Consider the following 25,925-nt stretch of genomic DNA (forward strand, 5'->3'; position numbering starts at 1 on the left):
CCTACTCCGCCGCCTCTTGGTAGCTTTCCAGCGGCGGGCAGGTGCAGATCAGATTGCGGTCACCGTGGGCATTGTCGACCCGGTTCACGGGGGGCCAATACTTGTCCACGCGGAACGCGCCCGCCGGGAAGCACCCGACTTCGCGGCTGTAGGGGCGGTCCCAGTCGCCCACGAGGTCTTCCACCGTATGCGGCGCGTGTTTCAGCGGGTTGGCCTGCGCGTTAGATCGTCCCTCTTCGATGGCGCGGATCTCTTCGCGAATCGCCAGCATGGCGTCGCAAAAGCGGTCCAGCTCGGCCATTGTTTCCGATTCCGTCGGCTCGACCATCAGGGTGCCGGCTACCGGCCAGCTCATCGTCGGGGCGTGGAAACCGTTGTCCATCAGCCGCTTGGCAATATCGTCCACCGTGATCCCGGCGCTGTCTTGGAAGGGGCGGCAATCAAGGATGCACTCATGCGCCACGCGCCCGTTCTGCCCGCGGTAGAGCACCTTGTACGCGCCATCCAACCGTTCCGCGATATAGTTGGCGTTCAGGATCGCGACCTTGGTGGCCTGTGTCAGCCCCTCGCCGCCCATCGCCCGGCAATAGGCCCAGCTGATCGGCAGAATGGATGCCGATCCAAAGGGCGATCCGCTGACGGCCCCTTCATCGGCGCTGCCCGGCGCGCCCGGCAGATGAGTCGCCAGATGGGCGCGCACGCCGATCGGGCCCATGCCCGGCCCGCCCCCACCATGAGGGATGCAGAAGGTCTTGTGCAGGTTCAAGTGGCTGACATCCGCGCCGATCCTGCCGGGCTTCGACAGTCCGACCATCGCGTTCAGGTTCGCGCCGTCCAGGTAGACCTGTCCGCCGAACTCATGCGTGATGTCACAGACTTCGCGGATGCCCTCTTCGAACACGCCATGGGTCGACGGATAGGTCACCATGCAGGCCGCAAGCCGGTCGCCCGCCGCCTCCGCCTTGGTGCGGAAATCCTCGACATCCACGTCGCCGCGCTCAGTGCATTTCACCACGACGACCTTCATGCCCACCATCTGCGCGCTGGCTGGGTTGGTGCCATGCGCGTTCACCGGGATCAGGCACACATCGCGCTGATCGTCGCCGTTGGCGGCATGGTACGACCGGATCGTCAGCAAGCCCGCGTATTCTCCTTGCGCACCGGAGTTCGGCTGCATCGACATGGCGTCATAGCCCGTGATTTCGCACAGACGCTTGGACAGGTCACCGATTAGCGCTGTATATCCCTGCACCTGATCCAGCGGCGCAAGCGGATGGATATTGGCGAACTCGGGCCATGTAACGGCGGCCATCTCAACAGCCGCATTCAGCTTCATGGTGCAGGACCCCAGCGGAATCATCGCCCGGTCCAGCGCCAGATCGCGGTCGGCCAAGCGGCGCATGTAGCGCATCATCTCGGTTTCGGCCCGGTTCATGTGGAACACCGGATGCGTCAGATAATCAGAGGTCCGCGCCAAGGCCTCGGGCAAGCGGTAGCCAGCATCGGCGGCGGGTCCGGTCACGCCGAATGCTTCCAGCAATCGCTCCAGAGTCTCATCCCGCGTGGTCTCGTCCAGCGCGATGCCAAGCTGTGTGTCACCCACGCGACGCAGGTTGATCCGTCGGTCCGCAGCGGCTGCGAAAATCACCTCGCGCAGCGCGCCGACCTCGACCGTGATTGTGTCGAAGAAGTGCTTCGGCGCGACCGTATAGCCCGCGCCTTCCAAGGCAGAGGCGACACGCGCCGCCTTCTGATGAATCCGCTGCGCGATGGCTTTCAGCCCCTCGGGCCCGTGGAACACCGCGTAGAAACCGGCCATCACGGCCAGCAGAGCCTGCGCGGTGCAGACATTGCTCGTCGCCTTTTCGCGGCGGATGTGCTGTTCGCGGGTTTGCAAGGACAGGCGATAGGCCTGATTGCCCCGCGCATCGACGGACACGCCCACGATCCGCCCCGGCATCGCCCGCTTCATGGAATCACGACAGGCCAGATACGCAGCATGCGGCCCACCGAACCCCATCGGCACGCCGAACCGCTGAGTCGAACCCACGGCGATGTCGGCCCCCATCGCGCCCGGCTCTTTCAAAAGCGTCAGCGCCAGCGGATCGGCGATCACGATCCCCAACCCCTTGGTCCTGTGCAGCGCCGCGATATGGTCCGTGAAGTCGCGCACTGCGCCATGCGTGCCGGGATACTGGAACACGCCCGCGAAAACCGCGTCCGCATCCATGTCGTCGGGCGATCCCACGATCACCTCGATCCCCAGCGGCGCGCAGCGCGTGCGGATCACAGCGATGTTCTGCGGATGGCAGCCTTCGTCCACGAAGACCGCGCCCGCCTTCGACTTGGACACCCGTTGCGCCATGGTCACGGCTTCCGCCGCCGCCGTCGCCTCGTCCAGCAGAGACGCGTTCGCCACCTCCAGCCCGGTCAGATCGCAGACCATCGTCTGGAAGTTCAGCAGCGCCTCCAGCCGCCCCTGGCTAATCTCGGGCTGATAGGGCGTGTAGGCCGTGTACCAAGCCGGGTTCTCAAGAATGTTCCGCTGTATCGCAGGCGGCGTGACCGTGCCGTGGAATCCTTGCCCGATCATGGTCGAGAACACTCGGTTCTGCTTGGCCAGCTGCCGCAATTCGTACAGCAACTCGCGCTCGGTCGCGGGCGGGTCCGTCAGCGGCGTGTCCTGACGGATGCCCGCAGGCACCGTCTCATTGATCAGCGCATCGAGGCCATCCACGCCCAAAGCGGAAAACATCGCGTCCATCTCTGACGGCGACGGCCCGATGTGGCGGCGGTTCGCGAAATCGTAGGGGTCATACCCGGTCGGTTCAAACGGCATGGCGTTATCCTTTCCGGGCGCGTCGCACCCCTTCATCGTTCCACAAATACCTGCGCCGCAGGCAGGCCAGCGGCCCGCCCAGCGCGCGTCAGATGAATTTCTTGTAGGCCGCTTCGGACATGAACTCGTCCAGCGCGGACATATCCTCGACCCGCATCTTGAAGAACCAGCCCGCGCCCAGCGGATCGTCGTTCACCAGCCCCGGATTATCTTCGAGTGCGGTGTTTACCTCGATGATCTCGCCATCGACCGGGGCCATGATATCGGACGCGGCCTTCACGCTTTCGATCACTACCACGTCGTCTTCTTTCACGACGACCCGGCCCTCATCGGGGAGTTCGACGAAAACGATATCTCCCAACTGTTCGGCGGCATGTTCGGTGATGCCGACGGTGATGACGTTTTCCTCGTCATCCTCGGGGCGCAGCCATTCGTGTTCTTCCGTAAATTTCATCGCAGCAAGTCCTTGTCAGCGTTTGTAGGTGGCGGGGCGGAAGGGCAGATCGACGACCTCGACCGGCAAGCGCCGCCCACGCAGCTCACCCTGCAGTTTGGTGCCGATGGCGGCGTGGTCAATATCCACGTAGCCCATGGCGATCGGATGCTCGACGGATGGCCCGAATCCGCCGCTGGTGATACGCCCGACGGCGCGATCTTCGGCAAAGAGCTCCACCCCGTCGCGCATCGGCGCGCGGCCTTCGGGTTTCAGGCCAACACGCAGGCGGGTCGGTGCGCCGTCCAGCTCGGCCAGCACCCGTTCCGCCCCCGGAAATCCGCCTGCTCGCGCGCCGCCTGTCCGACGCACCTTCTGAATCGCCCAGACTAGGTTCGCCTCGATCGGAGAGGTATGGATGTCGATGTCGTTTCCATAGAGGCACAGGCCCGCTTCCAGCCGCAACGAGTCGCGTGCGCCAAGGCCTACGGGGACCACGCCGTCTGCTTGCAACACGCGGCGCGCGAAGGCTTCGGCCTGCGCAGCGTCCACCGAAATCTCATAGCCGTCTTCGCCCGTGTATCCCGAACGCGAGACCCACAGATCGCCGTAGTCGCTGCCCAGTGTGGCCACATCCATGAAGGACATTTCCGCAGCGCCGGACGCGACGCTGTCCAAGACGCTTTCCGCCAAAGGCCCCTGCAACGCCAGAAGCGCGCGGTCCAACATCTTCACGTCGCATTCCGGCAAGCCCTTCTGCAGCAGCGCCAGATCGGAGTCCTTGCAGGCGGCATTCACCACAAGGAACAGATCGCCCGCGCGACGCGCGATCATCAGGTCGTCGAGTATCCCGCCGTTGTCGCCTAAAAACAGCCCGTACCGCTGTCGTCCGACTGCCAGCCCGATAACGTTCTGCGGCACCAGACGCTCCAACGCGGCGGCCGCCGCATCCAGCCCGTCCGGGTGCGTCACCACGATCTGCCCCATGTGCGACACGTCGAACAGCCCCGCGCCGGATCGGCAGGCGACATGCTCTTTCATCACGCCCAGCGGAAATTGAACCGGCATCTCGTAGCCCGCGAAGGGCACCATCTTGCCGCCGAGTTCGACGTTCAGGTCATACAAAGCAGTGCGCAGCGGCGACATCCCTAAGCCTCCTTGGCCCGTTTCGTCGCCCCCTCTGTCCTTGCGCCTGAGATCGCTATCCCTTCGGCGGGTGCATCCGCACCACTCTCCAGAGTTCCGTCGCACGAAGGTCCTGGGGCCTGAGAGTTTACCGGGGCGGTTGCTCCTTCGGCATCGGGCGCACCCGATTCTCCCTTCGTGCAGGACATAGGTGCCACAACCCCGCCCCCCTTGCCAAGTGGCGCGACAGGGGCGACATCGGCGCCATGCATGATCCCCACTTCTTCGGCTATGGCAGCCTCGTGAACCGCCGCACCCACGTCTACACGCCTTGCCACCCCGCGACCTTGCCCGGCTGGCGGCGCGAATGGCGCGCGACCGCGCTGCGTCCGGCAGCATTCCTGACTGCCCGTCCCGTCGCGGGGTCTGCCATCGACGGCTTGATCGCCCCCGTGCCCGGCAACGACTGGGCCGCGCTCGACCAGCGTGAGGCAGGCTATGACCGTGTGCCTACGGACGCTGTCCACCATCCCCTATCTGGCGCGCCACAGATCGCCGTCTACTCCATCCCGCCGCGCCCCGACGATCAGTCCGAATGCCCGATCCTGCTGAGCTATCTGGATGTCGTGGTGCAGGGCTTCCTGACCGAGTTCGGAGAAGAGGGCGTGACCCGCTTTTTCCAAAGCACGGACAATTGGTCGCTGCCCGTGGCCGATGATCGCGCCGCACCGCTTTATCCCCGCGCGCAACCCGTCAGCCGCGCCGAAACCGTGCTGATAAACGGCTGGTTGGCCAATCTGGGGTGCCGGATCGTCGATGCCTCGACGACTGGACTTGGCCCCGACGCGGCGCCCTGACCTACCCACATTTAGAAACTTTCTAACTTTCCCGTGCTTCGGGGGTGGCCAATCCGGCGACAGGCCCCATTTTTGGCTGACCCGCGCAGGCAACGCCGCGCAGGTCAGTATTCTCCGGCAGGCTCTTTGCGACTTTGCCGGACGGGACGACGACAAGGAGACGACTTCCATGAAAGATCAAAACGAACACGGCGCCACGCAAGGCGCATGCCCTTTCCGGGGGACGCGCATCGGCGGCGCCCAGGGCACCGACCCGCAACTCGACCATTGGTGGCCCAACCGCCTGAAGGTCGAGCTTCTGCATCAGAACGGTCCGCAGGCGAACCCGCTTGGCGAAGATTTCGACTACGCCGCCAAGATCGAAGAACTCGATGTCGACCAGTTGAAGGAAGACGTTCGCGAAGCCCTGCGCACGCCCGTCGACTGGTGGCCCGCTGACTACGGCCATTACGGCCCACAGATGTGCCGCATGTCGTGGCACTCTGCCGGCACCTATCGCATCGCCGACGGTCGCGGCGGCGCCGGTCAGGGCATGCAGCGCTTTGGCCCCGTGAACAGCTGGTGGGACAACGGCAACATCGACAAGTCCCGCCGCCTTATGCTGCCGATCAAGCAAAAGTATGGCACGCAGGTCAGCTGGGCCGATCTTATCGTGCTCGCTGGCACCATCGGCATGGAAGATATGGGCCTGCCGCTGCAGGGCTTTGCCTTTGGCCGCGAAGACGCTTGGGAAGCCGATCAGGCGACCTATTGGGGCCCCGAAGGCTGGAACGGCAAATCCATCGATGAGGCTCCGCGTGGCCCGCTCGAAGGTCACCCGGGCCAGATGGTCAACCGTGGCATCCGCTGGGAAGGCGACCCGAAGGACGACCACTACGACCTTGAGAACCCGCTGGGTGCCTCGCACCAGTCGCTGATCTACGTCGATCCCGAAGGTCCAAACGGCAACGGCGATCCGATGGATGCCGCGCGGGACATCCGTGAAACCTTCGCCCGTATGGCGATGAACGACGAAGAGACCGTGGCGCTCGTCGCCGGTGGTCACGCGTTCGGCAAATCCCACGGCATGACCCCGCCGGACGAGATCGGCCCCGCACCCGAAGGTGCTCCGATGTCCGCACAGGGCTTCGGCTGGCACAACCCGCGCGGCACCGGCAACGCCGAATACACCATGACGAACGGCATCGAAGGGTCGTGGACCCCGAACCCGATCAAGTGGGACAACGACTATCTGGAAAACCTGTTCAAGTTCGAATGGGAGCAAACGAAGTCGCCCGCCGGTGCATTGCAGTGGACGCCCGTTGCCGGTCAGAACGCGCCGACCACCCCGGACGCGCACATCGAGGGTAAAGAGCATCCGCTGATGATGATGACCACCGACATCGCGTTCAAGGTTGACCCGGAGTACCGCAAGATCTGCGAGAAGTTTCTGGCGGACTTCGATTACTTCACCGAGGCGTTCTCGAAAGCGTGGCACAAGCTGATCCACCGCGACATGGGCCCCAAGGACCGCTACCTTGGACCCGACGTCGGACCAGACTTCATCTGGCAGGACCCGGTTCCAGCCGTGGATCACCCGCTGGTGGACGATGCGGACGTGGCAACGCTGAAGCAGGCGTGCCTGGATACCGGTCTGTCCGTGCGTGAACTGATCGCCGTGGCCTTCGCCTCTGCATCCACCTACCGCGACACCGACAAGCGCGGTGGAGCCAACGGTGCGCGTATCCAGCTTGATCCTCTGAATGGCTGGGAGGTGAACAACCCGACCATGCTATCCCGCGTATTGGAGAAGCTGGAAGGCGTGAAAGCCGACTTCGACGGCAAGGCATCTGGTGGGAAGAAGATCTCGATGGCCGATCTGATCGTGCTGGCGGGTGCCGCTGGTGTCGAGAAGGCCGCCAAGGATGGCGGTCACGACATCACCGTCCCGTTCACGCCCGGTCGCACCGACGCGACGGCCGAGCAAACCGACCCCGAGCAGATGGACTTCCTTCAGCCCGTGGCCGACGGCTTCCGCAACTACATCAACACTGATGTGCGGTTCGGCGTCGCCCCCGAGCATCTGTTCCTGGATCGCGCGGCGCTGCTGAAGCTGACCACGTGGGAATGGACGGCGCTGACCGGTGGCTTGCGGGTTCTGGATCAGAACTACGATGGCTCGCAACACGGTGTCTTCACCGACCGTCCGGGCGTTCTGTCCAACGACTTCTTCAAGGTCCTGTGCTCGATGGACTACGAGTGGAAGCCGCACGACGAGGCAGAATCGACCTTCGATATCGTCACCCGCAACGGTGGCGAGCAGAAGTTCACCGCAACGCGTTGCGATCTGGTCTTCGGCACCAACAGCACTCTGCGCCAGTCGGCGGAACTGTATGCGGGGTCCGACGGTGAAGAGCGGCTGGTCAAGGACTTCGTCCGCGCTTGGACGAAGGTCATGATGGCCGACCGCTACGACGTACCGGCCGAACGCAAGGCTGCCTTCTCGATCTGCTGATCGGGTCACCATCGCATCGATTGAGACCGGGGTTTCGACCCCGGTCTTTTTTTGTCCAGATCCTTGGCACGAAAAAAAATGTGGGTTCCCTGTTCATCAGATTTGCCATCCTCACCAGAAACGGCAAAGATGCAGCAGATTATTTTATCAAGCGTAAAATTTCTGCGGCGCATTTCCGCACCGCAGCAACGGAGAGCAGTGTGACATCAGCCGGATCCGACCCAGACCAGAAGCCCCGGATCGACACGATGGAAAACCTCGCGGTCGCCATCGGCGTATCGCGCCCCACCCTGTCGCGCTACTTTCAGGACCCCGACCGGGTCAGCCGGACGTCCCGCGCGCGCATTGAAAAGGGTCTTGCCCGCGTCGATTATACGCCGAATTTCTTCGCCACTCGCATGAATCGGAAGTCTACCGGCCTCATCGGTGTTCTCATTCCTTACCTGAACGATCTGTTCTTCACCAAACTGCAACAGGCGATCGAACTGGCCGCAATGCAGGCCGGCTTCAAGGTGCTGTCGCAAAGCTCTCATGCCGATCCAGCGGTCGAGTCGCGGGCGATCGGCACACTTGCTTCGATGAATGTAGACGGCGCCATCGTCGTGCCGTTGGGCAATGGCACCGACTTCGAAGCGCAAAGCCGCCTGAACCGTCGCCTTCCCTTCGTTTTGGCCGATTCTCGCCCTAAGGCATTGAGCCACGTGGATTACGTGGGCACAGAACACAGTCAAAGCGTGGGCTTGATCACCGACTACCTGGCCCGGATGGGAGAGCCTCCGATCTTCCTGGCGATGCCCCGTGTGAACTTCAACGCAGTCAATCACGAGAACGCGTATCTTGAAAAGATGGCCGAGTTGAACCTGCCATCGCGCGTTATCGGAACCGAAGAAATTCAGCCGGGCTGGCACTATGAGGCGCACGGCGAAGCGGCGCTGGCAGAGTACTTTGCGCGGGGAGAACTGACCGATGCATCCATCCTCTGCGCGAATGATCGCGTTGCCATAGGCGCCCTGCGGGCCGCCGCCCGCTTCGGCCTGTCACCCGGCTCTCATCGCCGGGGCGGATTGCGAATCGCGGGCCATGACGACTACCCGCTTTCGCAGTTTACCGTTCCAGCCCTGACGACGGTCGAGCAAAACCTCGACGCCATCGGCGCGGCGGCAGTGAAGCGCCTGGTCGAAAAGATACACGGGGAAAACTCCGGTGTGGATCATTGGGTTAAGCATTATCCCGGAACATTGAAGATCCGCGAATCTGCCTGAGTTCAGCCCTCTCAATCGAACTTCCTTTGCGCCAAGGTCAATTCCGCATTGACGTGAGCGCATGCCGTGCCCTAGGAATGAACACGCGTAAAAAAACCACGTTCTGGGAGGAATGAACGCATGACCCTCAAGCATACCCTTACTTCTTCGGCTGCAGTGCTCGGCCTTGCCGCCGGCGCAGCCTTCGCCGAAAGCCACACCAGCGACGCCACGCTGACCATCGCCACCGTGAACAACGGCGACATGGTCCGCATGCAGGGCTACACCGATCAATTCACCGAAGAGACCGGCATCGCGGTCGAATGGGTGACGCTGGAAGAGAACGTGCTGCGTCAGCGCGTGACCACCGACATCACCACCGGCGGCGGTCAGTTCGACATCATGACCATCGGCATGTACGAAGCGCCGATCTGGGCCGCGAACGAGTGGCTGGTGCCGCTGGACGACCTGTCCGACGATTACAACGCCGACGACATCCTGCCCGCCATGCGCGCCGGTCTGTCCTATGAAGATACGCTGTACGCAGCGCCCTTCTACGGCGAATCCTCGATGATCATGTACCGCACGGACCTGATGGAAGAGGCTGGCATGGAAATGCCGGAAGAGCCCACCTGGCAGTTCATCCGCGAAGCCGCCGCCGCCATGACCGACCGCGACGCCGACATCAACGGCATCTGCCTGCGCGGCAAGGCCGGCTGGGGCGAAGGCGGTGCGCTGATCATGACGCTCGCGAACTCCTTCGGCGCGCGTCCCGTGAACGAAGACTGGCAGCCGCAGCTCGACAGCGAAGCCTGGTCCGAAGCCATGACCTTCTTCACCGAGATGATGGCCGAATCCGGCCCCGCCGGTTACGCGACCAACGGCTTCAACGAAAACCTGTCGCTGTTCCAGCAGGGCAAGTGCGGCATGTGGATCGACGCCACCGTGGCGGCGTCCTTCGTGACCAACCCCGACGACAGCGAAGTTGCCGACAGCGTCGGTTTCGCCCTGGCACCGAACGCTGAAGGCGTGGACAAGAAGGCGAACTGGCTTTGGGCCTGGGCGCTGGCGATCCCCGCCGGAACCGAGCAGGCTGACGCGGCCAAGCAGTTCATCGAGTGGGCCACCTCGACCGACTACATCGAGATGGTCGCCGAGAACGAAGGCTGGGCCAACGTGCCTCCGGGTGCGCGCACCTCGCTCTACGAGAACGAGAACTACGCCGAGGTTCCCTTTGCCGAGCTGACGCTGAACTCGATCGACGCCGCCGATCCCAACAACCCGACGGTAGAGCCGGTGCCCTACACTGGTGTCCAGTTCGCCGCGATCCCCGAGTGGGCCGGCATGTGGGGCCAGGTGAGTCAAGAGTTCTCGGCCGCCTACGCTGGTCAGCAGTCGGTCGAGGAAGCGCTGGAAAAGGGTCAGGCCATCATGACCGAGGAACTGGAAGCCGCTGGCTACTAAGTTCTGACACTTCGGAAGGGGCGGCCCGCCTGCCCCTTCCACCCCGACGATGCGGGTCTTGCGATCCCCGCAATCGGCCCTTCGTCTTGATCGCCACCAGAATTCTATCGCTCGTCCGCGGACCGCACCGCGCTCAGGGAGACCAGCATGGCCACTCAACACTCACGCTCCGCCGCGCGCTTCATGATGGCCCCCGCCGTCGTATTGCTTCTGGGGTGGATGCTCGTTCCGCTGGTCATGACGCTGTGGTTCTCATTCCGCCAATACCTGCCCCTGCGCGGCGGCGACCAGGGGTTCGTCGGGTTCGACAACTACGTCCGCTTCATCACCTCCTCGGCCTTCTGGCCTTCGGTGCAGGCGACGCTGATCATCGTCGGTGGAGCGCTGCTTATCACCATCGTCTTCGGCGTCCTGCTCGCCATGCTGCTCGACCAGCCGATGTGGGGTCAGGGCGTCGTGCGTATCCTTGTTATCGCGCCCTTCTTCGTCATGCCCACCGTGTCGGCGCTGGTGTGGAAGAACATGTTCATGGATCCCACAAACGGCCTGCTGTCGCACCTGTGGCGTGCCTTTGGGGCCGATCCGGTGGTCTGGCTGTCGGACGCCCCGTTGTTTTCCATCGTGCTGATCGTAAGTTGGCAATGGCTGCCCTTCGCCACGCTGATCCTGCTGACAGCGATCCAGTCGCTGGACAGTGACCAGTTGGAAGCCGCAGAGATGGACGGCGCGCCGATCCTCAAGCGGTTCTACTACATCATCCTGCCGCACCTAAGCCGCGCGATCACCATCGTGATACTGATCCAGACGATCTTCCTGCTGTCGATCTTCGCGGAAATCTTCACCACAACCGGCGGAGCCTTCGGCACCCGGACCCTGACCTACCTGATCTTCCAGCGCGTGCTGGAAAGCCAGAACATCGGCCTTGGATCGGCAGGCGGCGTCTACGCCATCATCCTTGCCAACATCGTTGCCATCTTCCTGATGCGCATCGTCGGCAAGAACCTGGACAATTAAGGGAGGGCACAGACATGGCACGTTCCGTCACCACACGGCGCAAGGCGATCAACACCGCCATCGCCTGGGCCATCGGCCTGCTGATCTTCTTTCCGATCCTGTGGACGATCCTGACCAGCTTCAAGACAGAGGCGCAGGCCATCGCCGATCCGCCCCTGTTCCTGAACTTCGACTGGACGCTGGAAAACTACCGCATCGTGCAGGAACGTTCTAACTACATGCGGTTCCTGTGGAACTCGGTCATCATCGCGGGCGGTTCGACCGTTCTGGGTGTGATGATCGCCGTGCCGGCCGCCTGGTCGATGGCCTTCGTGCCGTCGCGCCGCACCAAAGACATCCTGCTGTGGATGCTCTCGACCAAGATGCTTCCCGCGGTCGGCGTGCTCTATCCGATCTATCTGATCTGCATCGAAATGGGCATTCTGGACAGCCGCATCGCGCTGGTCGTGATCCTGATGCTGATCAACCTGCCGATCATCGTCTGGATGCTGTACACCTACTTCCGCGAGATTCCGGGCGAGATACTGGAAGCCGCGCGAATGGACGGGGCGAGCCTGCGCAGCGAGATCCTTTATGTCCTGACGCCAATGGCCATTCCGGGCATCGCCTCTACCCTGCTGCTGAACTTCATCCTGGCCTGGAACGAAGCGTTCTGGACCCTGAACCTGACGGCTGTGAACGCAGCGCCTCTGACGGCCTTCATCGCCAGCTACTCGTCGCCCGAAGGATTGTTCTTCGCCAAACTCTCGGCGGCCTCGACCATGGCCATCGCGCCGATCCTTATCCTTGGCTGGTTCAGCCAGAAGCAACTTGTCCGGGGCTTGACCTTCGGCGCCGTAAAATAAGCGCCCTCACGTAGCGCAGCGGTAGGGCATAAAAAGGAATCACTCATGGGACGTATCACGCTTGAGAAAGTGCAGAAGAAGTTCGGCGACGTGGAAGTCATCCCGCCGCTGGACCTGACCATCGATGACGGCGAGTTCGTCGTCTTCGTCGGTCCCTCTGGCTGCGGCAAGTCCACCCTTCTGCGCCTGATCGCCGGGCTGGAGGACGTATCGGGCGGAGAGATTCGCATCGACGGCAAGCCGGCGACGGACCTGCCCCCGGCCAAGCGTGGCCTTGCGATGGTGTTTCAGTCCTACGCGCTTTATCCACACATGACGGTGCGTAAGAACATCGCCTTCCCGATGAAGATGGCCGGCATGGATCAGGCCGAGCAGGACCGCCGCATCAAGAAGGCCGCCGATGCACTGAACCTGACCGACTACCTGGATCGCCGCCCCGGCCAATTGTCCGGCGGCCAGCGCCAGCGCGTCGCCATCGGCCGCGCCATCGTGCGTGAGCCCGCCGCATTCCTGTTCGACGAGCCGCTGTCGAACCTCGACGCCGCGCTTCGTGTCGGCATGCGTCTGGAAATATCCGAACTGCACAACCGGCTTGAGACGACGATGATCTACGTCACCCATGACCAAGTCGAAGCCATGACCATGGCCGACAAGATCGTCGTTCTGCGCGCGGGCCACATCGAGCAGGTCGGCACGCCGCTGGAGTTGTACAAAGAACCGCGCAATGCCTTCGTCGCGGGCTTCATCGGCTCGCCCAAGATGAACCTGCTGGGCGGCGAACATGCGGCGAAGCATGATGCCGCGCTTATGGGCATCCGTCCCGAACACTTGGATATCGTGCCCACGGGCGGCACCTTTACCGGTACGGTTGGCGTGGCCGAGCACCTTGGGTCCGATACCTTCTTCCACGTCCACGTGGATAACATCGAAGAGCCCATGACCGTGCGCGCGGGCGGCGAGGTCGGCCTGAAGCACGGGGACACGATCCACCTTGAACCGCAGGCCGACAAGATCCACCGCTTCGACGCAGAAGGCCTGCGCATCGCATGACCCGACTTGCCGGGAAATCCGCCCTGATCACCGGGTCTGCCCGCGGCATCGGTCGCGGCTTTGCGCAGGCCTATATCGCCGAAGGCGCGACGGTTGCCATCGCCGACATCAACATCGACGCGGCGAACGCGACGGCCGACGAACTCGGCGATCAGGCCTATCCCGTGCAGATCGACGTGTCGGACCAGTCCAGCATCGACGCGGCTATCGCCACCGTGGTCGCGCGCACCGGCAAGCTGGACATCTGCGTCAACAACGCCGCTCTCTTCGATGCCGCCAAGACGATCGACATCACGCGCGCCAGCTATGACAAACTCTTCGGCATCAACGTCGCGGGCACGCTCTTCACCATGCAGGCCGCAGCCGCGCAGATGATCGCGCAGGGCCACGGCGGCAAGATCATCAACACGGCCTCTCAAGCGGGCCGTCGCGGTGAGCCACTGGTGCTTGTCTACTGCGCCACGAAGGCGGCCGTGATCTCGATGACCCAAAGCGCGGGCCTCGACCTGATCCAGCATGGCATCAACGTGAACGCCATCGCGCCGGGCGTGGTGGACGGCGAACATTGGAAGCACGTCGACGCCATGTTCGCGAAACTCGAAGACAAACCCCTTGGCCAGAAACGGGCCGAGGTCGAAGCAGGCGTTCCAGCCGGACGCTACGCCCAACCCGAAGACCTGTCGCCCATGGCAGTCTTCCTTGCCAGCAGCGACTCGGACTACGTGGTCGCGCAATGTTACAACGTGGATGGTGGCCAATGGATGAGCTGACGAAAACGACTGCGACGCCCCTGTCGAACGCAACGCTGGACAGGTTGCCGGATTCCATCCGCACGCCACGCTATGATCGCTCGAAGCTAACCCCCGGCATCGTCCACATCGGCTTGGGCAACTTCCATCGCGCCCATCAGGCATGGTATCTGCACCGCCTCATGGATCAGGGCTTCGCCCACGACTGGGCCATCATCGGCGCGGGCGTCCGGGCACCCGATACGGCCATGCGCGACCGCCTTCTCAAGCAGGACTGCTTGACCACGCTGATCGAACTGGACCCCTCGGGCAAATCCGCCGAGGTGACCGGCGCGATGATCGACTTCCTGCCCGTGGAAGAGACCAACGCCGCCCTGATCGCGCGCATGTCCCGTTCCGACATCCGCATCGTCGCCCTGACCGTGACAGAGGGCGGCTACTACCGCACGCCCGACGGTGGCTTCGACGCGGACCATCCCGATGTCCAGCACGACGCACAGAACCCCGCGACACCCCGCACCGCCTTCGGCGCGATGGTCGCGGCCCTCCGCGCGCGTCGCGATGCCGGGATCGGTCCCTTCACCTGCCAATCCTGCGACAACCTGCAAGGCAACGGCGATATCCTGCGCCGCACCATTACGGGCCTTGCTCGTCTGCAAGACGCTGACCTTGCCGATTGGATCGACGCCAACGCCACCTTCCCCAATGCCATGGTCGACTGCATCGTCCCAGCCACCGGCCCGGCCGAGTTGGATCTGGCGCGCGACTTCGGCATCGACGACGCCGCCCCTGTCACCCACGAGAACTTTCGCCAATGGGTGATGGAAGATGCTTTCTGCGCGGGCCGCCCGGATTGGGACAAGGTCGGCGCCACCTTTACGGCGGGTGTCCACACCTATGAGACGATGAAGCTACGCTGCCTCAACGCGGGGCATCAGGTCCTGGCCAACGCTGGCGAGATCCTGTCGGTCGAGACCATCGCCGACTGCATGGCCCACAACGCGATCAACGCCCTCTTCCGCAAGGTCGAGATGGAAGAGATCGTGCCCCACGTCGAAGCTGTCCCCGACATGCAACCGCGCGACTACGTAGACCTGATCGACCGTCGGTTCACCAACCCGCAGATCCGCGACACGACCCGCCGCGTTGCCTTCGACGGCTCCTCCCGTCACCCCGGCTTCCTGCTGCCCATCCTGCGCGACGCCCTGTCCACCGGGGCCCCGATCGAGGGCCTGGCGCTCGTCGAAGCCCTATGGGCCCGCATGTGCGAGGGTACCCGCGAAGACGGCAGCACCATCGAGCCGAACGATCCCATGTGGGATGACCTGCAGGCTACCGCGACAGAAGCAAAGACCCGCCCCGCCGCCTGGATCGAACAGCGCCGAATCTACGATGATCTGGCGGAAAACGCCCGCTTCGCAGCCGCGTTCGACACATGGCTGACGATGATCTGGTCAGACGGGACCAAGGCCGCGATCAACGCCTATACCAACGCCTGACAGCAAAAGGCCGCGCCCATCACCGGGCACGGCCTTTTCGCTTCATCGTTCCCGAAATACCTCGGGGGAGTCCGATCCCTGATCGGACGGGGGCAGAGCCCCCGCGTCACCCGCCTTACCGCAAAGGCACCTGAAACAGCGGCATCACCGCCGCCATTTCGGGCCCCCGCGCAAGGCCGGTCACCGCCAGCCGCAGCGGCATGAACAGCTGTTTGCCCTTGCGGCCCGTCTGTTCTTTCACGGCATCGGTCCACGCGCTCCAGGTCTCCGGTCCATAGGGATGGGCGGGCAGCAGGCCATAAGCCTCGTCCACGAAGGCACGATCCTCCGCCTCAAGCTCCACGGCCTTCGGCCCGTCACGGAACAGTTCCCACCACCCGGCCAGATCGGCGCGTGTGGCGACATTCTCGCGCACGACCTCCCAGAAGTCCGGCGCGATCTCGTCCGGCACGCCTACGGCACGGATATCGTCCGCCATTTCCTCGTAGGGCCGCGCCGAGATCACCCGCGCGGTCAGCGGCTTCAGATCCTCTGCATCGAACTTCGTTGGGGCAGAGCCAAACCGCGAGACATCGAACCCCTCGATCAGCTCGTCCAATCCGCCGCGCAGCTCGACCGGATCGCTCGACCCCAGTCGCGCCATCAGCGAGAGCAGCGCCATCGGCTCGATCCCCTGCGCCCGCAGGTCGCGCAAGGACAGCGTGCCAAGCCGTTTCGACAGCGCCTCTCCGCCCGGTCCGGTCAGCAACGAATGGTGCGCGAAGGACGGATGCCCCTGCCCCAGTGCTTCCATGATCTGGATCTGCGTCGCCGTATTGGTCACGTGGTCGGACCCGCGCACCACATGCGTCACGCCCATCTCGGTATCGTCCACCACCGAGGCCAGCGTATACAGCACCTGTCCGTCGCCCCGGATCAGCACCGGGTCGGACACGCTGGCCGCATCGATAGAGATATCGCCGAGGATCCCGTCGGCCCAGTCAATGCGCGCCTGATCCAGCTTGAACCGCCAGACACCGTCGCCGCGCTCGGCGCGCAGACGCTCCTTCTCGGCCTCGTCCAGACCAAGCGCGGCGCGATCGTAGACGGGCGGACGGCCCATGTTCAGTTGCTTCTTGCGCTTCAGGTCCAGTTCCGTCGGCGTCTCGAACGCCTCGTAGAACCGGCCCGCCGCGCGCAGCTCATCCGCCGCTGCCGCATAGCGATCCAGCCGCTCGGACTGCCGTTCGACCCGGTCCCAGGTCAGGCCCAACCACTCCAGGTCTTCCTTGATCGCATCCACATATTCCTGCTTCGAGCGCACGGGGTCGGTGTCGTCCAGCCGCAGGATGAACGTGCCGCCGGCCTTGCGTGCGATCAGCCAGTTGAACAGCGCCGTGCGCAGGTTGCCGATGTGGATGAAGCCGGTGGGCGACGGGGCGAAACGGGTGACGGTATCGGTCATGGGAACGGCCTTTCGGGATGCGCGCGTGTCGTCGCACTTTGCCCCTGACTTGTCGAGTGTGCGGGTTGTCGGGCGCTCCGCAAGGGCCATATCGCAGGCATGAATACGACCGCCCTGACCGCACCCGACCTTGCAGACATCGAACGCCTGGCCCTTGCCGCGCGCGACGCGCTGTCGCCCGACTTCAAGCGCCCCGCGATGCAGGTGGCCTTGCGGGTCGAGGACTTCGCCGACGAAGACATGCTAGATGAACTGGAGTTGGAAAATGCCTTCCAGCTGACTGGCATGTATGAAGGCATCCCGCTGATCGAGAAATCCAGCTTCGACCAGCCGATGCGCCCTGACACCATCTGGCTGTTCCGCCGCCCGATCCTGGACGAATGGGCCGAACGCGGCGACGTCACGCTGGGCGCACTGGTCAGCCACGTCTACATCCACGAACTTGCCCACCATTTCGGCTGGTCGGATGCGGATATCGCCAGAATTGATCGGTGGTGGGAGTGAAGCTTGGAGGTCCGCTGTGCGGACTAAACGAACCTTGAGTTTTGGCCCCCATAGACCGATGTTGCCGAGATGATAATCTGCAAACTCTATCACTCCGCTTGTATTACGTCGCTTTTTGTCAGCATCTTTCCAACCATCGCACTTTCTGACCCGACAGATTTTTTCCCGTCTGTAAAGATCCACGAAGACGATAGCATTCGGAATGAGTATGAGATGCGAGTGGTTGGGTGCTCGTTCGAAATTACGGAGTACACCCCATCACGCTCGACACCTCGCTTTATAAGCAAGACCATCTTTGATCTATCGTACTACGACACGAGCTTAAGTCGTGTGAACGCTCCCTATTCAGATGGTCGTCTGTCAACTCGGCTTAACGTTGTTTGGTTCGCTGATGATGTATCTGATGCTGATCTTGAACATGTGAACGTCCCTTTACGGGATGCTGGTCTGTCTTTCGCAGAGCGTCGAGATATTGACACGGTCGCAGCGCGAGAAAAACAGACTCGATTGAGAGAGTTGCTCACCGAGATAGAAGCTGGGGATTTTGGCGCATTTGCGGCCCAAAATCATACGGTCTCTTTCAATGTCGAGGGGTCGGAACTAGAAATAGCGGGAGTTCGTGTTGATCGGGCGTTCCAACTCCCCGTCGAACGTGATGATGCAACACAACTCATTTATGAGGTAAAAAATTACCGCATGGATCACTGCCCTGAACGCTAATTGACTTGAGTTACCATGGGCTCAAACCGGACCTTCGCCGTGTTTAGAATTGCTCTCCGGTGGAAGCACCGACACCCCCCAAAACGCAAAACGCCGCCCCAAGGGACGGCGCAGCGTAATTCGTAAAGGCGAGATCTTACTTGATCTTGCCTTCCTTGTACTCGACGTGCTTGCGCGCAACGGGATCGTACTTCCGGACCGACATCTTCTCGGTCATCGTACGGGCGTTCTTCTTGGTCACGTAGAAGTGGCCGGTATCCGCCGTCGAGTTCAGGCGGATCTTGATGGTGGTGGGCTTCGCCATGTCTCTCTCCTGGATCGGACGGACGTGCCGCCCCGGACCTGTGGCCCGCTTGAATGCTGAAGTGGCCTTCTACCGCCAATGCCCGCGCTGTCAACCGGCAAACCGACGAGTGTCTACCCAGCCGCCGCCTGCGCCTGATGAACGGCAAGGATCTGCTGGATCAGCCCAGAGGCGTTGCGCACGGGCGTCAGGGTCACAGCGCCGACCGGCTCTATCATAAGCGTGACGACATCGCCCAACCCGGCCCGTGTCACGGCGTTACGCAAGGCTGGCCAGTTGTCCTTGGGCCATAAGGTCCACCACGCTTGACCGACCCGCGCGTGCGGTTCTGTTGTGCGAGACGCCTGCTCACCAATATATCGCAACGCGCCGTCACGCCCCATGACGGCCACGTTCAGCCCAGACCGTCTCAAGTAGCCAAGGGTCACCACGGGCCTGCCACCGGCAACGGCCCTTGTGAAGCGATCATCATGCGACGAAGAGAGTGGCATATACACACATCCGAAACGGTTGCCACACAACCATAGGCGGAATCGGCCACTACGGATAGCCCCATGATCGAGTGGAAAATGCGCGGATGGCCTGTAAGCCGGATTCTGTCCCCGACCCGAAGGTCAGGGGGTGATCATTCCTCTGCGCCTGCCGTTGCCGACAGGCTCTAGCTGCCTACCCGGAACCCTGGCGAAAGCAGCCGTGGGTTCCCTATTCGGCATTGCTCCCGGTGGGGCTTGCCATGCCGGCGCTGTTGCCAGCCCCGCGGTGAGCTCTTACCCCACCGTTTCACCCTTACCCCTACATGAAGGGCGGTCTGTTCTCTGTGGCGCTGTCCATCGGGTTGCCCCGTCCGGGCGTTACCCGGCACCGTCGCTTTCCGGAGTCCGGACTTTCCTCGCGAGGGACCGAAGTCCCCCACGCGATCACCCGGCCATCCGCGCGACGCCCCGGTTAGGCGTTCGCCGCCGCCCGGTCAATCGCCGCCTGCCCTGCCAACCCCTGCGCGATGCCGACGTCACGCACATCGCACGGCCCCTTGGCCCATGGACGGTGCCGCATTCGCAAGCTTGCCAACAGCGCGTCTTGGGGGGCATCGGCAGTATACCCAGCGGCCCGAATCGCCTGCAGGAAATCGCCAGCGCCTTCGCCATCGGGCGTGGCCGCCGCCAAACCCTGCCGCGCCAACCGCGCCCAGTCGAAGCGCGCACCGGGATCAACCTTGCGCCCCGGCGCGCAGTCCGAGTGGCCGATGACGCCCCGCGCCGGGATCGACCAGCGCTCCATGATTCCGGCGACCAGGGCCTCGACAGCATTCATCTGCGCCGCCGCAAAGGGCATCGTTCCGGTGTTGTCGATCTCCAGCCCGATGGAATTGGAGTTCACGTCCCTGCAATCGCCCCAGGCCCCTGCGCCCGCGTGCCAAGCGCGGTCCGCTTCATCCACCAGTTGTTGCACGCTTCCCATCCGGTCGATCACGTAGTGGGCAGAGACCTGCGACTCGGGATTGCACAGCCAAGCGGCGGCCCGCTCTGCGCTTGTCATCGCGGTGTAATGCAGAACGATCAGCCGAGGCGTGCCGCCATCCCGGCGCGGCCCGCAGTTGGGCGAGGGTCGCCAGATTGCGGTCAGCCCCGAGCGGCCCGGAACGGGGCCGGGTTCCACCCGCAAGCGAAGCCGTCGCCATCGGGATCGACACCCAGCTTGTCACGTTGCGGGCCACCAGCAGCAAGAAACGCCTGCTGCGCCAGATCGGAAGACGCATATTGCGCACAGGCCCGCGTCGGATCCTTGGTCCCGAACACCCCGCCACGCCGATAGACCTGCTGACCCACGGCATTCGACGTGGACAGCGCGTATTGCACGATGTTCGGCCCCGACTCGCCTTGGCGCTGGGGTAGCGCGCCGGGTTGGATCACGGTGTACTGCGCACGCTGACGCGCCAGCCTCTCAGCATCGGACTCAATGGTCTCACGAGCCGAGACGGCCTCGAAGTTCTGCTCGTCCGAGATCGCGGTGCCGTTCGATGGCGTCGGCGCTGGCGCTACAGGCGCGGACGCCACGGGCGCAGGGGTAAAGTTCTGCGGTGCGGTGTTCGTCGCGGGGGGCAGCGGGGTCGCGGCCACCGGCCCGGTCTGCGGCAGCGTGCCACCGCCAGCGGGCAACCCGGCGGAACGCAACTCTTCCGACGAGATCACTGGCGCCGTCGGCACCGGAGCGGCAGCCACCGGAGCACGGGGCGCAGCCAGCTGGGCAGTCGCCAGACGCCGTGACTCGTAAGCCTCGTAGTCACCGAAACCGACACCGCGTCCGATATCGACCTGCGACGTTCGGAAGTCCGGATTGCTGTCGGGCAAGGTGCTGCCCGCGCATCCGGCAAGCAGTCCGCAAAGAAGAATCGGTCGGATCGTGTAGGTCATCTTTGGCGTCTCACCCCATCCGCCCCGAACCGGAACGGTGAGTGTTCTTTACCACCACCGCTGCGGCTTGGCCACAAAGCCTGCGGCCTGTTCAAGCGACTGTGCGATATTCAGCAGATCGCCTTCCTCGAAGGGCCGTCCGATCAGTTGCAGACCCACTGGCAGACCCTTTGCATCCTGCCCCGCAGGCACGCTGATGCCCGGCAGACCGGCCAGGTTCGTGGTCACCGTGAACACGTCGTTCAGATACATCTGCACCGGATCGGCGTCCGCCATAGCGCCCAGCCCGAAGGCGGCAGAGGGCGTCGTGGGCGTCAGGATCGCATCCACGCCGTCCGCAAAGACCTGTTCGAAGTCCCGCTTGATCAGCGTGCGCACGCGGCGCGCGCGGTTGTAATAGGCATCGTAAAAGCCCGCCGACAGCACGTAGGTGCCGACCATGATGCGCCGCTTCACCTCATCCCCGAAGCCCTCGGCGCGCGTGCGCTCATACATCTCGGTGATGCCGTCGCCCTGCTGCGGCTCGGCCCGGCGTCCAAAGCGCACACCGTCATAGCGGGCAAGGTTCGAAGACGCCTCTGCGGGCGCAATCACGTAATAAGTTGGCAGCGCATATTTCGTGTGCGGCAGCGCCACGTCGACGACCTTCGCCCCCGCATCTTCCAGCATCGCGCGGCCCTTTGCCCACAGCGCGTCGATCTCTTCGGGCATACCGTCCACGCGGTATTCTCGCGGCAGACCTATGGTCTTGCCCCGAATGTCGCCGGTCAGCGCGGCTTCGAAATCCGGCACGGGCATATCGACGGAGGTGGAGTCCAGCGGATCGTGCCCCGCCATCGCGCCCAGCAGGATCGCGCAGTCGCGCACGTCCTTCGCCATCGGTCCCGCCTGATCCAACGAGGATGCGAAGGCCACGATTCCCCAGCGCGAGCACCGCCCGTAGGTCGGCTTCAGCCCCGTGATCCCGGTGAAGGCGGCGGGCTGGCGGATCGAGCCGCCCGTGTCCGTGCCGGTCGCGCCCAGACATAGGTCCGCCGCCACCGCCGCCGCCGACCCGCCCGACGATCCACCGGGCGTCAGCTGCGTGTCGCCATCCCGCCACGGGTTCACCGCGTTGCCGTAAACGCTGGATTCGTTGGAAGAGCCCATGGCGAACTCATCCATGTTCAGCTTGCCCAGCATGACCGCGCCCGCCGACCACAGCTTGGCAGTCACGGTGGATTCGTACTCGGGCCGGAACCCTTCCAGAATGCGCGACGCCGCCTGCGACGGCACGCCCTTCACGCAGAACAGGTCCTTGATCCCAAGCGGAATGCCCCGCAGCGCGCCCTGGCCGCCCCCGTCCGCTGCCTTCGCCTGCTCCATCGCAAGGTCCGGCGTGTGATGCACAAACGCGCCCAGCGCATCGGCTTCCTGGATCGCACCCAGACAGGCCTCGGTCAGCTCGACGCTGGTGACATCGCCCTTGGCCAGCGCGTCGCGCGCGGCGGAAATGGTCAGCGTGTTCAGATCGGTCATCGCGCCGCCCCTGCTCTTCTTTGTTTTCTCAAATACTCAAAGCCCGACACAGCGGTCACTCGACCACCTTCGGGACGGCGAAAAACCCTTCGCGGGCATCAGGTGCGTTCTTCAAGACTGCCGCCTGCTGATCGCCGTCCGTCACAACGTCATCGCGGCGTACAAGGCGCTGCGGCGTGACCGACACCATCGGCTCCACCCCGTCCACATCCACTTCCGAAAGTTGGTCGATAAAGCCCATGATGCTGTCGAACTCTGCCGCCAGCGCGGGCAACTCGTCTTCGGTCACGGCAATGCGCGCAAGTTTCGCGGTGCGGCGGGCGGTTTCGATGTCGATGCTCATGGTGCGGCCTTTCGCGGGATACGCGCGCCGCTTTACCCCTCGGCCCGGTGCGGTTCAAGGCGGTGGCGGCGCAACACCGTGATCATCCAGCCCAGCATGGTCGCATTCAAGAGGTGCCACATGAAATGCGTGCCGAACGGCAGGACCGGGCACAGTGCATCGTCCACGGATCGCGCAACCAGCGAGGCACACAGGATCCCCGTCCCGATCGCCAGCCCGGCGGAGACGCGCGGCAATCGCGATCTCAAGAGGAAAGCGTAGACGAAGATCAGCAACGGCACCGGCCAATAGAAGGACGATACCGCAAACCCCGGCAGAACCGCGAAGACCTGCCCCGCGGCCAAGGCATAGGGCACGAACAGGACCGCGCCCAGCGCGGACACCCACATAGACCAGCCCCAGAACCGCAGATTGGCGGCGTAAACGTAGATCAAGATGTACAGCAGGATCGGCACCACATCCGCCAGGCTCGCCCACGCCGTTGCGAAAGTGTGGAACAGCCCCGACCCGATCCCGATCACCGCCAGCACCGCACACAACCACCGTTCGACACCCCGAGCGCGTGGCCACAGCCACAGCGCCACAATGACGAAGGCAAGGTTGGTGACGGCATTCGCAGGCTCGGCCAGCAAGCCCGGCCCAAGGCGTTCGCAATAGCCGTCAATCTGGGCTGTCCAATCCATCCGCGCGCCTTCGCTATTCCGGTTCAGACTGCGCCGACTTCATGTCGTCCGTCCCTGCGACCCGTTGACCATCAACGTCAGGCGCCCGCACCGCTTCGCCGATTGCGACCCGTCCCGGAGTCACCACGCTGGCATACCAACCGCCATGGCCGCGCACGGCGGAATAGCCCCCCGGCCCGAAGGTCTCTTCCATACGGCTGCACGGCGGGCATGGCCCTTCGATACACAGAACCGCACTCCCCACCTGCAAAGCGCCCTTGCGGAACGCTGCAAGGTTGATCCCGGACACCACAAGATTCCGCCGCAGGTCCTGTGCCGTCACGGCGTCGCGCCCCAACAAGGCCGCGATCACCGGCAGATGCTCTGCCTGGATTAACGTCACCGCCCGCTTTCCCGCGCGTCCGTGATCGCCGTCCAGCCCATCCAAGCTGACGACGGCCGACTCGACCGCGTCCAACGCCTCTCGCCGCGCGGGACGCAGGCCGATCCACTCGATCCGGCCCGACTGAGCGTGACGCTCCAACATCCGTTGCATCGGTGTCTTGCCCCCTGACATGCCGCAATCCCGCCCTACTGTTTCAGTCAAATGATTATCGGAGGATAGACCATGCTGAACCGTCGCCAACTGATCGCAGCCGGAGCCACCGGCGCCGCCCTTCCGCTTCTGCCCGCAACCGTCCGCGCCGCCGCGCATGAAGGCGGCGAGATGGCCAATCTTGCCGATGCTTTGACCTTCTCGGTCGGCGACACGCAAGTCACCGTCCTGTCCGACGGCGCGATCAGCATCGGCGCGGACGCCCTGCAAGGCATCGACCAAAGCGGCTACGACACGCTGATGAAAGAGGCCTACCGCGACCCCGCAACCTTCCGCGCCGCCGTCAACGGCTTCTTGGTCCGGTCGGGCGACCAGACGATGCTGGTCGACGCAGGATCCGGCGGCGCCATGGGGCCCGACCTTGGCCGCCTGATGGCGAACCTGCAGGCCACCGGCACCGCGCCCGAAGATATCTCGATGCTGCTGGCCACGCACCTGCACCCCGACCACGTCGGCGGAGCGGTCGCGGATGGCAGCGCGGTCTTCCCCAACGCCGAACTCGTGGTGCACGAGGATGACCGAACCTTCTGGTCCGGCGACGCCCCGGAAGGCGCAGAAAACTTCTTCCAGCTCGCCCAATCCGTCCTGTCCGCCTACGGCGACCGCCTGCGCCCGATCACCGGCGAAGAGGCAGAGATCACCTCAGGCATCACCGCCATGCACCTGCCCGGCCACACGCCCGGCCACTCCGGCTACATGATCTCATCCGGTGATGAGAGCCTGCTGATCTGGGCCGACATCGTTCACGTCGCGCCCGTTCAGTTCGCCCGGCCAGAGGTCACCATCGGCTTCGACGTGAATCCCGATCAAGCCGCCGAGACGCGCGCCCGGATGTTCGATCGTGCCAGTGCGGATCGCCTGAAGATCATGGGCACCCACATCGATTTCCCCGGCACCGGATATGTCGCGACCGACGGCGACGGCTACCGCTTCGTCGAAGCGGCCTACCCCTACAAGGCCTGATCCCATGACCAATCTTCCTGACGCACAACGCATCCACGTGGGTGACATCCGCATCACCTGCCTGTCAGACGGCCCCCTGCCACTGGGGGTCGAACAACTGACCGGCGTGGACGAACCCGAATACGCCCGCCTGCTGCGCCTGCACCACCACGACCCCGAGACCTGGCGCTCCGGCCTCAACGCCTTCGTCATCGAGACCGGGGATCGCAAGATCCTCGTGGACGCGGGCGTTGCGGGCAACATGGGCGATCACACGGGCCGCGTGCCTGCCAACCTGAAAGCTGCAGGCTTCGCGCCCGAAGACATCGACACCGTCTTCGTCACCCACCTGCATCCCGACCATATCGCGGGGCTGATGGACGGCGGCACGGCGCGCTTTTCCAATGCGACCCTCCGCGTTCATCAGGCTGACAAGGACCACTTCACCGACGACGACCTCGCCCAATCGGTCCTGAAAGCCTACGAGCACGAAACCTTCGCTGGAGAGACCGAAATCGCCCCCGGCCTGCGCGCCCTGCCCCTGCCCGGCCACACGCCCGGCCATTCGGGGCTGGAAATCATGGACGGTAGCAAGACCCTGCTGATGTGGACCGACATCGTCCACATCCACCCCGTCCAATTGGCCAACCCGAGTATCGGCACCGGCTTTGACGTGGACGGCGAACAGGCCGCGCAGACCCGCCGCCAAATGCTCGACCGTGTCACTGCGGACGACATCCCGATCCTGGGCAGCCACATCACCTTCCCCGGTGCGGGCTACATCGAGAAAGCCACCGAAGGCTACCGCTTGGCACCGATGGCCTACACGCACGACGTTTGAAGCCGAAGGC

General features: G+C 63.7%; 25 protein-coding genes, 1 other RNA gene and 1 riboswitch. Of the genes, 13 read left to right on the forward strand and 13 right to left on the reverse strand.

Annotated elements, in window-relative coordinates:
- Position 1: 1 nt before the first annotated feature.
- From gcvP to gcvT, 3 genes are all read right to left on the reverse strand, one after another.
- Complete coding sequence (gene gcvP / locus FIU81_RS12185; protein ID WP_124111219.1) at positions 2–2,839, reverse strand: aminomethyl-transferring glycine dehydrogenase; 2,838 nt, start codon at positions 2,837–2,839, stop codon at positions 2–4.
- An 88-nt stretch (positions 2,840–2,927) separates the two neighbouring features.
- The gene (gcvH, locus tag FIU81_RS12190; protein ID WP_124111218.1) at positions 2,928–3,293 is read right to left on the reverse strand and encodes a glycine cleavage system protein GcvH; all 366 of its coding nucleotides are present in this window, start codon (positions 3,291–3,293) and stop codon (positions 2,928–2,930) included.
- A gap of 15 nt (positions 3,294–3,308) precedes the next feature.
- A complete protein-coding gene (gcvT, locus tag FIU81_RS12195; protein WP_124111217.1) occupies positions 3,309–4,418 on the reverse strand; it encodes a glycine cleavage system aminomethyltransferase GcvT in 1,110 nt (369 codons plus the stop codon).
- A 97-nt stretch (positions 4,419–4,515) separates the two neighbouring features.
- Positions 4,516–4,603, reverse strand: a riboswitch (glycine riboswitch).
- A 60-nt stretch (positions 4,604–4,663) separates the two neighbouring features.
- Between gcvT and FIU81_RS12200 the strand changes: the two genes are divergently transcribed.
- The 9 genes from FIU81_RS12200 (at position 4,664) to FIU81_RS12240 (ending at position 15,610) form a co-directional block, all read left to right on the forward strand.
- The gene (locus FIU81_RS12200; protein ID WP_124111216.1) at positions 4,664–5,254 is read left to right on the forward strand and encodes a gamma-glutamylcyclotransferase family protein; all 591 of its coding nucleotides are present in this window, start codon (positions 4,664–4,666) and stop codon (positions 5,252–5,254) included.
- Positions 5,255–5,423: 169 nt separating this feature from the next.
- Positions 5,424–7,748 carry a catalase/peroxidase HPI gene (gene katG / locus FIU81_RS12205; protein ID WP_124111215.1) on the forward strand — a complete coding sequence of 775 codons (2,325 nt, stop codon included), beginning with the start codon at positions 5,424–5,426 and terminating at the stop codon, positions 7,746–7,748.
- Positions 7,749–7,828: 80 nt separating this feature from the next.
- Positions 7,829–9,010: a LacI family DNA-binding transcriptional regulator gene (locus tag FIU81_RS12210; RefSeq protein WP_254695912.1), complete on the forward strand. Its 1,182-nt coding sequence runs from the start codon at positions 7,829–7,831 to the stop codon at positions 9,008–9,010.
- A gap of 120 nt (positions 9,011–9,130) precedes the next feature.
- Complete coding sequence (locus tag FIU81_RS12215; RefSeq protein ID WP_124111214.1) at positions 9,131–10,453, forward strand: ABC transporter substrate-binding protein; 1,323 nt, start codon at positions 9,131–9,133, stop codon at positions 10,451–10,453.
- 147 nt (positions 10,454–10,600) lie between these two features.
- Entirely contained in the window at positions 10,601–11,467 is an 867-nt protein-coding gene (locus tag FIU81_RS12220) for a carbohydrate ABC transporter permease (RefSeq protein ID WP_124111213.1), read from the forward strand.
- Between the two features lie 14 nt (positions 11,468–11,481).
- Positions 11,482–12,312 carry a carbohydrate ABC transporter permease gene (locus FIU81_RS12225; protein WP_124111212.1) on the forward strand — a complete coding sequence of 277 codons (831 nt, stop codon included), beginning with the start codon at positions 11,482–11,484 and terminating at the stop codon, positions 12,310–12,312.
- Positions 12,313–12,357: 45 nt separating this feature from the next.
- Positions 12,358–13,362 (forward strand): ABC transporter ATP-binding protein, encoded by a 1,005-nt coding sequence (locus tag FIU81_RS12230; protein ID WP_124111211.1) that lies wholly within the window; start codon positions 12,358–12,360, stop codon positions 13,360–13,362.
- Complete coding sequence (locus FIU81_RS12235; RefSeq protein ID WP_124111210.1) at positions 13,359–14,132, forward strand: L-iditol 2-dehydrogenase; 774 nt, start codon at positions 13,359–13,361, stop codon at positions 14,130–14,132. The genes FIU81_RS12230 and FIU81_RS12235 overlap by 4 nt, the downstream gene beginning before the upstream one ends.
- On the forward strand, positions 14,120–15,610 hold the full coding sequence (locus tag FIU81_RS12240; protein ID WP_124111209.1) for a mannitol dehydrogenase family protein: 1,491 nt from the start codon (positions 14,120–14,122) through the stop codon (positions 15,608–15,610). The genes FIU81_RS12235 and FIU81_RS12240 overlap by 13 nt, the downstream gene beginning before the upstream one ends.
- Before the next feature lie 115 nt (positions 15,611–15,725).
- Here FIU81_RS12240 and gltX read toward each other — a convergent pair whose 3' ends face one another.
- Positions 15,726–17,054: a glutamate--tRNA ligase gene (gene gltX, locus FIU81_RS12245; protein WP_124111208.1), complete on the reverse strand. Its 1,329-nt coding sequence runs from the start codon at positions 17,052–17,054 to the stop codon at positions 15,726–15,728.
- A gap of 99 nt (positions 17,055–17,153) precedes the next feature.
- Between gltX and FIU81_RS12250 the strand changes: the two genes are divergently transcribed.
- Positions 17,154–17,558, forward strand: a complete 405-nt coding sequence (locus FIU81_RS12250; RefSeq protein ID WP_124111207.1) for a metallopeptidase family protein — start codon at positions 17,154–17,156, stop codon at positions 17,556–17,558.
- Positions 17,559–17,888: 330 nt separating this feature from the next.
- Positions 17,889–18,278 carry a hypothetical protein gene (locus tag FIU81_RS16770; protein ID WP_172971470.1) on the forward strand — a complete coding sequence of 130 codons (390 nt, stop codon included), beginning with the start codon at positions 17,889–17,891 and terminating at the stop codon, positions 18,276–18,278.
- A gap of 136 nt (positions 18,279–18,414) precedes the next feature.
- On the opposite strand, the gene rpmG is transcribed toward FIU81_RS16770, so the two are convergent.
- The 9 genes from rpmG to FIU81_RS12300 form a co-directional block, all read right to left on the reverse strand.
- A complete protein-coding gene (gene rpmG, locus FIU81_RS12260) occupies positions 18,415–18,582 on the reverse strand; it encodes a 50S ribosomal protein L33 (RefSeq protein WP_108894314.1) in 168 nt (55 codons plus the stop codon).
- Positions 18,583–18,695: 113 nt separating this feature from the next.
- Positions 18,696–19,010: a hypothetical protein gene (locus FIU81_RS12265; protein ID WP_124111205.1), complete on the reverse strand. Its 315-nt coding sequence runs from the start codon at positions 19,008–19,010 to the stop codon at positions 18,696–18,698.
- A 141-nt stretch (positions 19,011–19,151) separates the two neighbouring features.
- Positions 19,152–19,515, reverse strand: an RNA gene (gene rnpB / locus FIU81_RS12270) — RNase P RNA component class A.
- Between the two features lie 12 nt (positions 19,516–19,527).
- Positions 19,528–20,238 (reverse strand): N-acetylmuramoyl-L-alanine amidase, encoded by a 711-nt coding sequence (locus FIU81_RS12275; protein WP_413816238.1) that lies wholly within the window; start codon positions 20,236–20,238, stop codon positions 19,528–19,530.
- Complete coding sequence (locus FIU81_RS12280) at positions 20,202–20,993, reverse strand: hypothetical protein (protein WP_124111204.1); 792 nt, start codon at positions 20,991–20,993, stop codon at positions 20,202–20,204. The genes FIU81_RS12275 and FIU81_RS12280 overlap by 37 nt, the downstream gene beginning before the upstream one ends.
- Positions 20,994–21,041: 48 nt before the next feature.
- On the reverse strand, positions 21,042–22,511 hold the full coding sequence (gene gatA, locus FIU81_RS12285) for an Asp-tRNA(Asn)/Glu-tRNA(Gln) amidotransferase subunit GatA (RefSeq protein ID WP_124111203.1): 1,470 nt from the start codon (positions 22,509–22,511) through the stop codon (positions 21,042–21,044).
- Between the two features lie 55 nt (positions 22,512–22,566).
- Positions 22,567–22,854: an Asp-tRNA(Asn)/Glu-tRNA(Gln) amidotransferase subunit GatC gene (gene gatC, locus FIU81_RS12290; RefSeq protein ID WP_124111202.1), complete on the reverse strand. Its 288-nt coding sequence runs from the start codon at positions 22,852–22,854 to the stop codon at positions 22,567–22,569.
- Between the two features lie 32 nt (positions 22,855–22,886).
- Positions 22,887–23,537, reverse strand: coding sequence for a ceramidase domain-containing protein (locus FIU81_RS12295; RefSeq protein ID WP_124111201.1), 651 nt, complete (start codon positions 23,535–23,537; stop codon positions 22,887–22,889).
- Positions 23,538–23,550: 13 nt separating this feature from the next.
- Complete coding sequence (locus FIU81_RS12300) at positions 23,551–24,093, reverse strand: MOSC domain-containing protein (RefSeq protein WP_254695914.1); 543 nt, start codon at positions 24,091–24,093, stop codon at positions 23,551–23,553.
- Between the two features lie 51 nt (positions 24,094–24,144).
- On the opposite strand from FIU81_RS12300, the gene FIU81_RS12305 reads away from it, so the two are divergent.
- Both FIU81_RS12305 and FIU81_RS12310 read left to right on the forward strand, forming a co-directional pair.
- Entirely contained in the window at positions 24,145–25,095 is a 951-nt protein-coding gene (locus FIU81_RS12305) for an MBL fold metallo-hydrolase (protein WP_124111200.1), read from the forward strand.
- A 4-nt stretch (positions 25,096–25,099) separates the two neighbouring features.
- Positions 25,100–25,915 (forward strand): MBL fold metallo-hydrolase, encoded by an 816-nt coding sequence (locus FIU81_RS12310; protein WP_172971471.1) that lies wholly within the window; start codon positions 25,100–25,102, stop codon positions 25,913–25,915.
- Positions 25,916–25,925 lie beyond the last annotated feature (10 nt).

The organism is Palleronia sp. THAF1 (genome assembly GCF_009363795.1).
Classification (GTDB): domain Bacteria; phylum Pseudomonadota; class Alphaproteobacteria; order Rhodobacterales; family Rhodobacteraceae; genus Palleronia.

Bases quoted from the DNA above. Each gene is read 5' to 3' on its own strand.
- gcvP (WP_124111219.1), bottom strand. From the start codon at position 2,839: ATGCCGTTTGAACCGACCGGGTATGACCCCTACGATTTCGCGAACCGC.
- FIU81_RS12310 (WP_172971471.1), top strand. From the start codon at position 25,100: ATGACCAATCTTCCTGACGCACAACGCATCCACGTGGGTGACATCCGC.
- gcvH (WP_124111218.1), bottom strand. From the start codon at position 3,293: ATGAAATTTACGGAAGAACACGAATGGCTGCGCCCCGAGGATGACGAG.
- FIU81_RS12300 (WP_254695914.1), bottom strand. From the start codon at position 24,093: ATGTCAGGGGGCAAGACACCGATGCAACGGATGTTGGAGCGTCACGCT.
- FIU81_RS12305 (WP_124111200.1), top strand. From the start codon at position 24,145: ATGCTGAACCGTCGCCAACTGATCGCAGCCGGAGCCACCGGCGCCGCC.
- FIU81_RS12200 (WP_124111216.1), top strand. From the start codon at position 4,664: ATGCATGATCCCCACTTCTTCGGCTATGGCAGCCTCGTGAACCGCCGC.
- gatC (WP_124111202.1), bottom strand. From the start codon at position 22,854: ATGAGCATCGACATCGAAACCGCCCGCCGCACCGCGAAACTTGCGCGC.
- katG (WP_124111215.1), top strand. From the start codon at position 5,424: ATGAAAGATCAAAACGAACACGGCGCCACGCAAGGCGCATGCCCTTTC.
- FIU81_RS12240 (WP_124111209.1), top strand. From the start codon at position 14,120: ATGGATGAGCTGACGAAAACGACTGCGACGCCCCTGTCGAACGCAACG.
- FIU81_RS12280 (WP_124111204.1), bottom strand. From the start codon at position 20,993: ATGACCTACACGATCCGACCGATTCTTCTTTGCGGACTGCTTGCCGGA.
- FIU81_RS12250 (WP_124111207.1), top strand. From the start codon at position 17,154: ATGAATACGACCGCCCTGACCGCACCCGACCTTGCAGACATCGAACGC.
- FIU81_RS12235 (WP_124111210.1), top strand. From the start codon at position 13,359: ATGACCCGACTTGCCGGGAAATCCGCCCTGATCACCGGGTCTGCCCGC.
- FIU81_RS12295 (WP_124111201.1), bottom strand. From the start codon at position 23,537: ATGGATTGGACAGCCCAGATTGACGGCTATTGCGAACGCCTTGGGCCG.
- FIU81_RS12220 (WP_124111213.1), top strand. From the start codon at position 10,601: ATGGCCACTCAACACTCACGCTCCGCCGCGCGCTTCATGATGGCCCCC.
- gltX (WP_124111208.1), bottom strand. From the start codon at position 17,054: ATGACCGATACCGTCACCCGTTTCGCCCCGTCGCCCACCGGCTTCATC.
- FIU81_RS12230 (WP_124111211.1), top strand. From the start codon at position 12,358: ATGGGACGTATCACGCTTGAGAAAGTGCAGAAGAAGTTCGGCGACGTG.
- FIU81_RS12225 (WP_124111212.1), top strand. From the start codon at position 11,482: ATGGCACGTTCCGTCACCACACGGCGCAAGGCGATCAACACCGCCATC.
- gatA (WP_124111203.1), bottom strand. From the start codon at position 22,511: ATGACCGATCTGAACACGCTGACCATTTCCGCCGCGCGCGACGCGCTG.
- rpmG (WP_108894314.1), bottom strand. From the start codon at position 18,582: ATGGCGAAGCCCACCACCATCAAGATCCGCCTGAACTCGACGGCGGAT.
- gcvT (WP_124111217.1), bottom strand. From the start codon at position 4,418: ATGTCGCCGCTGCGCACTGCTTTGTATGACCTGAACGTCGAACTCGGC.
- FIU81_RS12215 (WP_124111214.1), top strand. From the start codon at position 9,131: ATGACCCTCAAGCATACCCTTACTTCTTCGGCTGCAGTGCTCGGCCTT.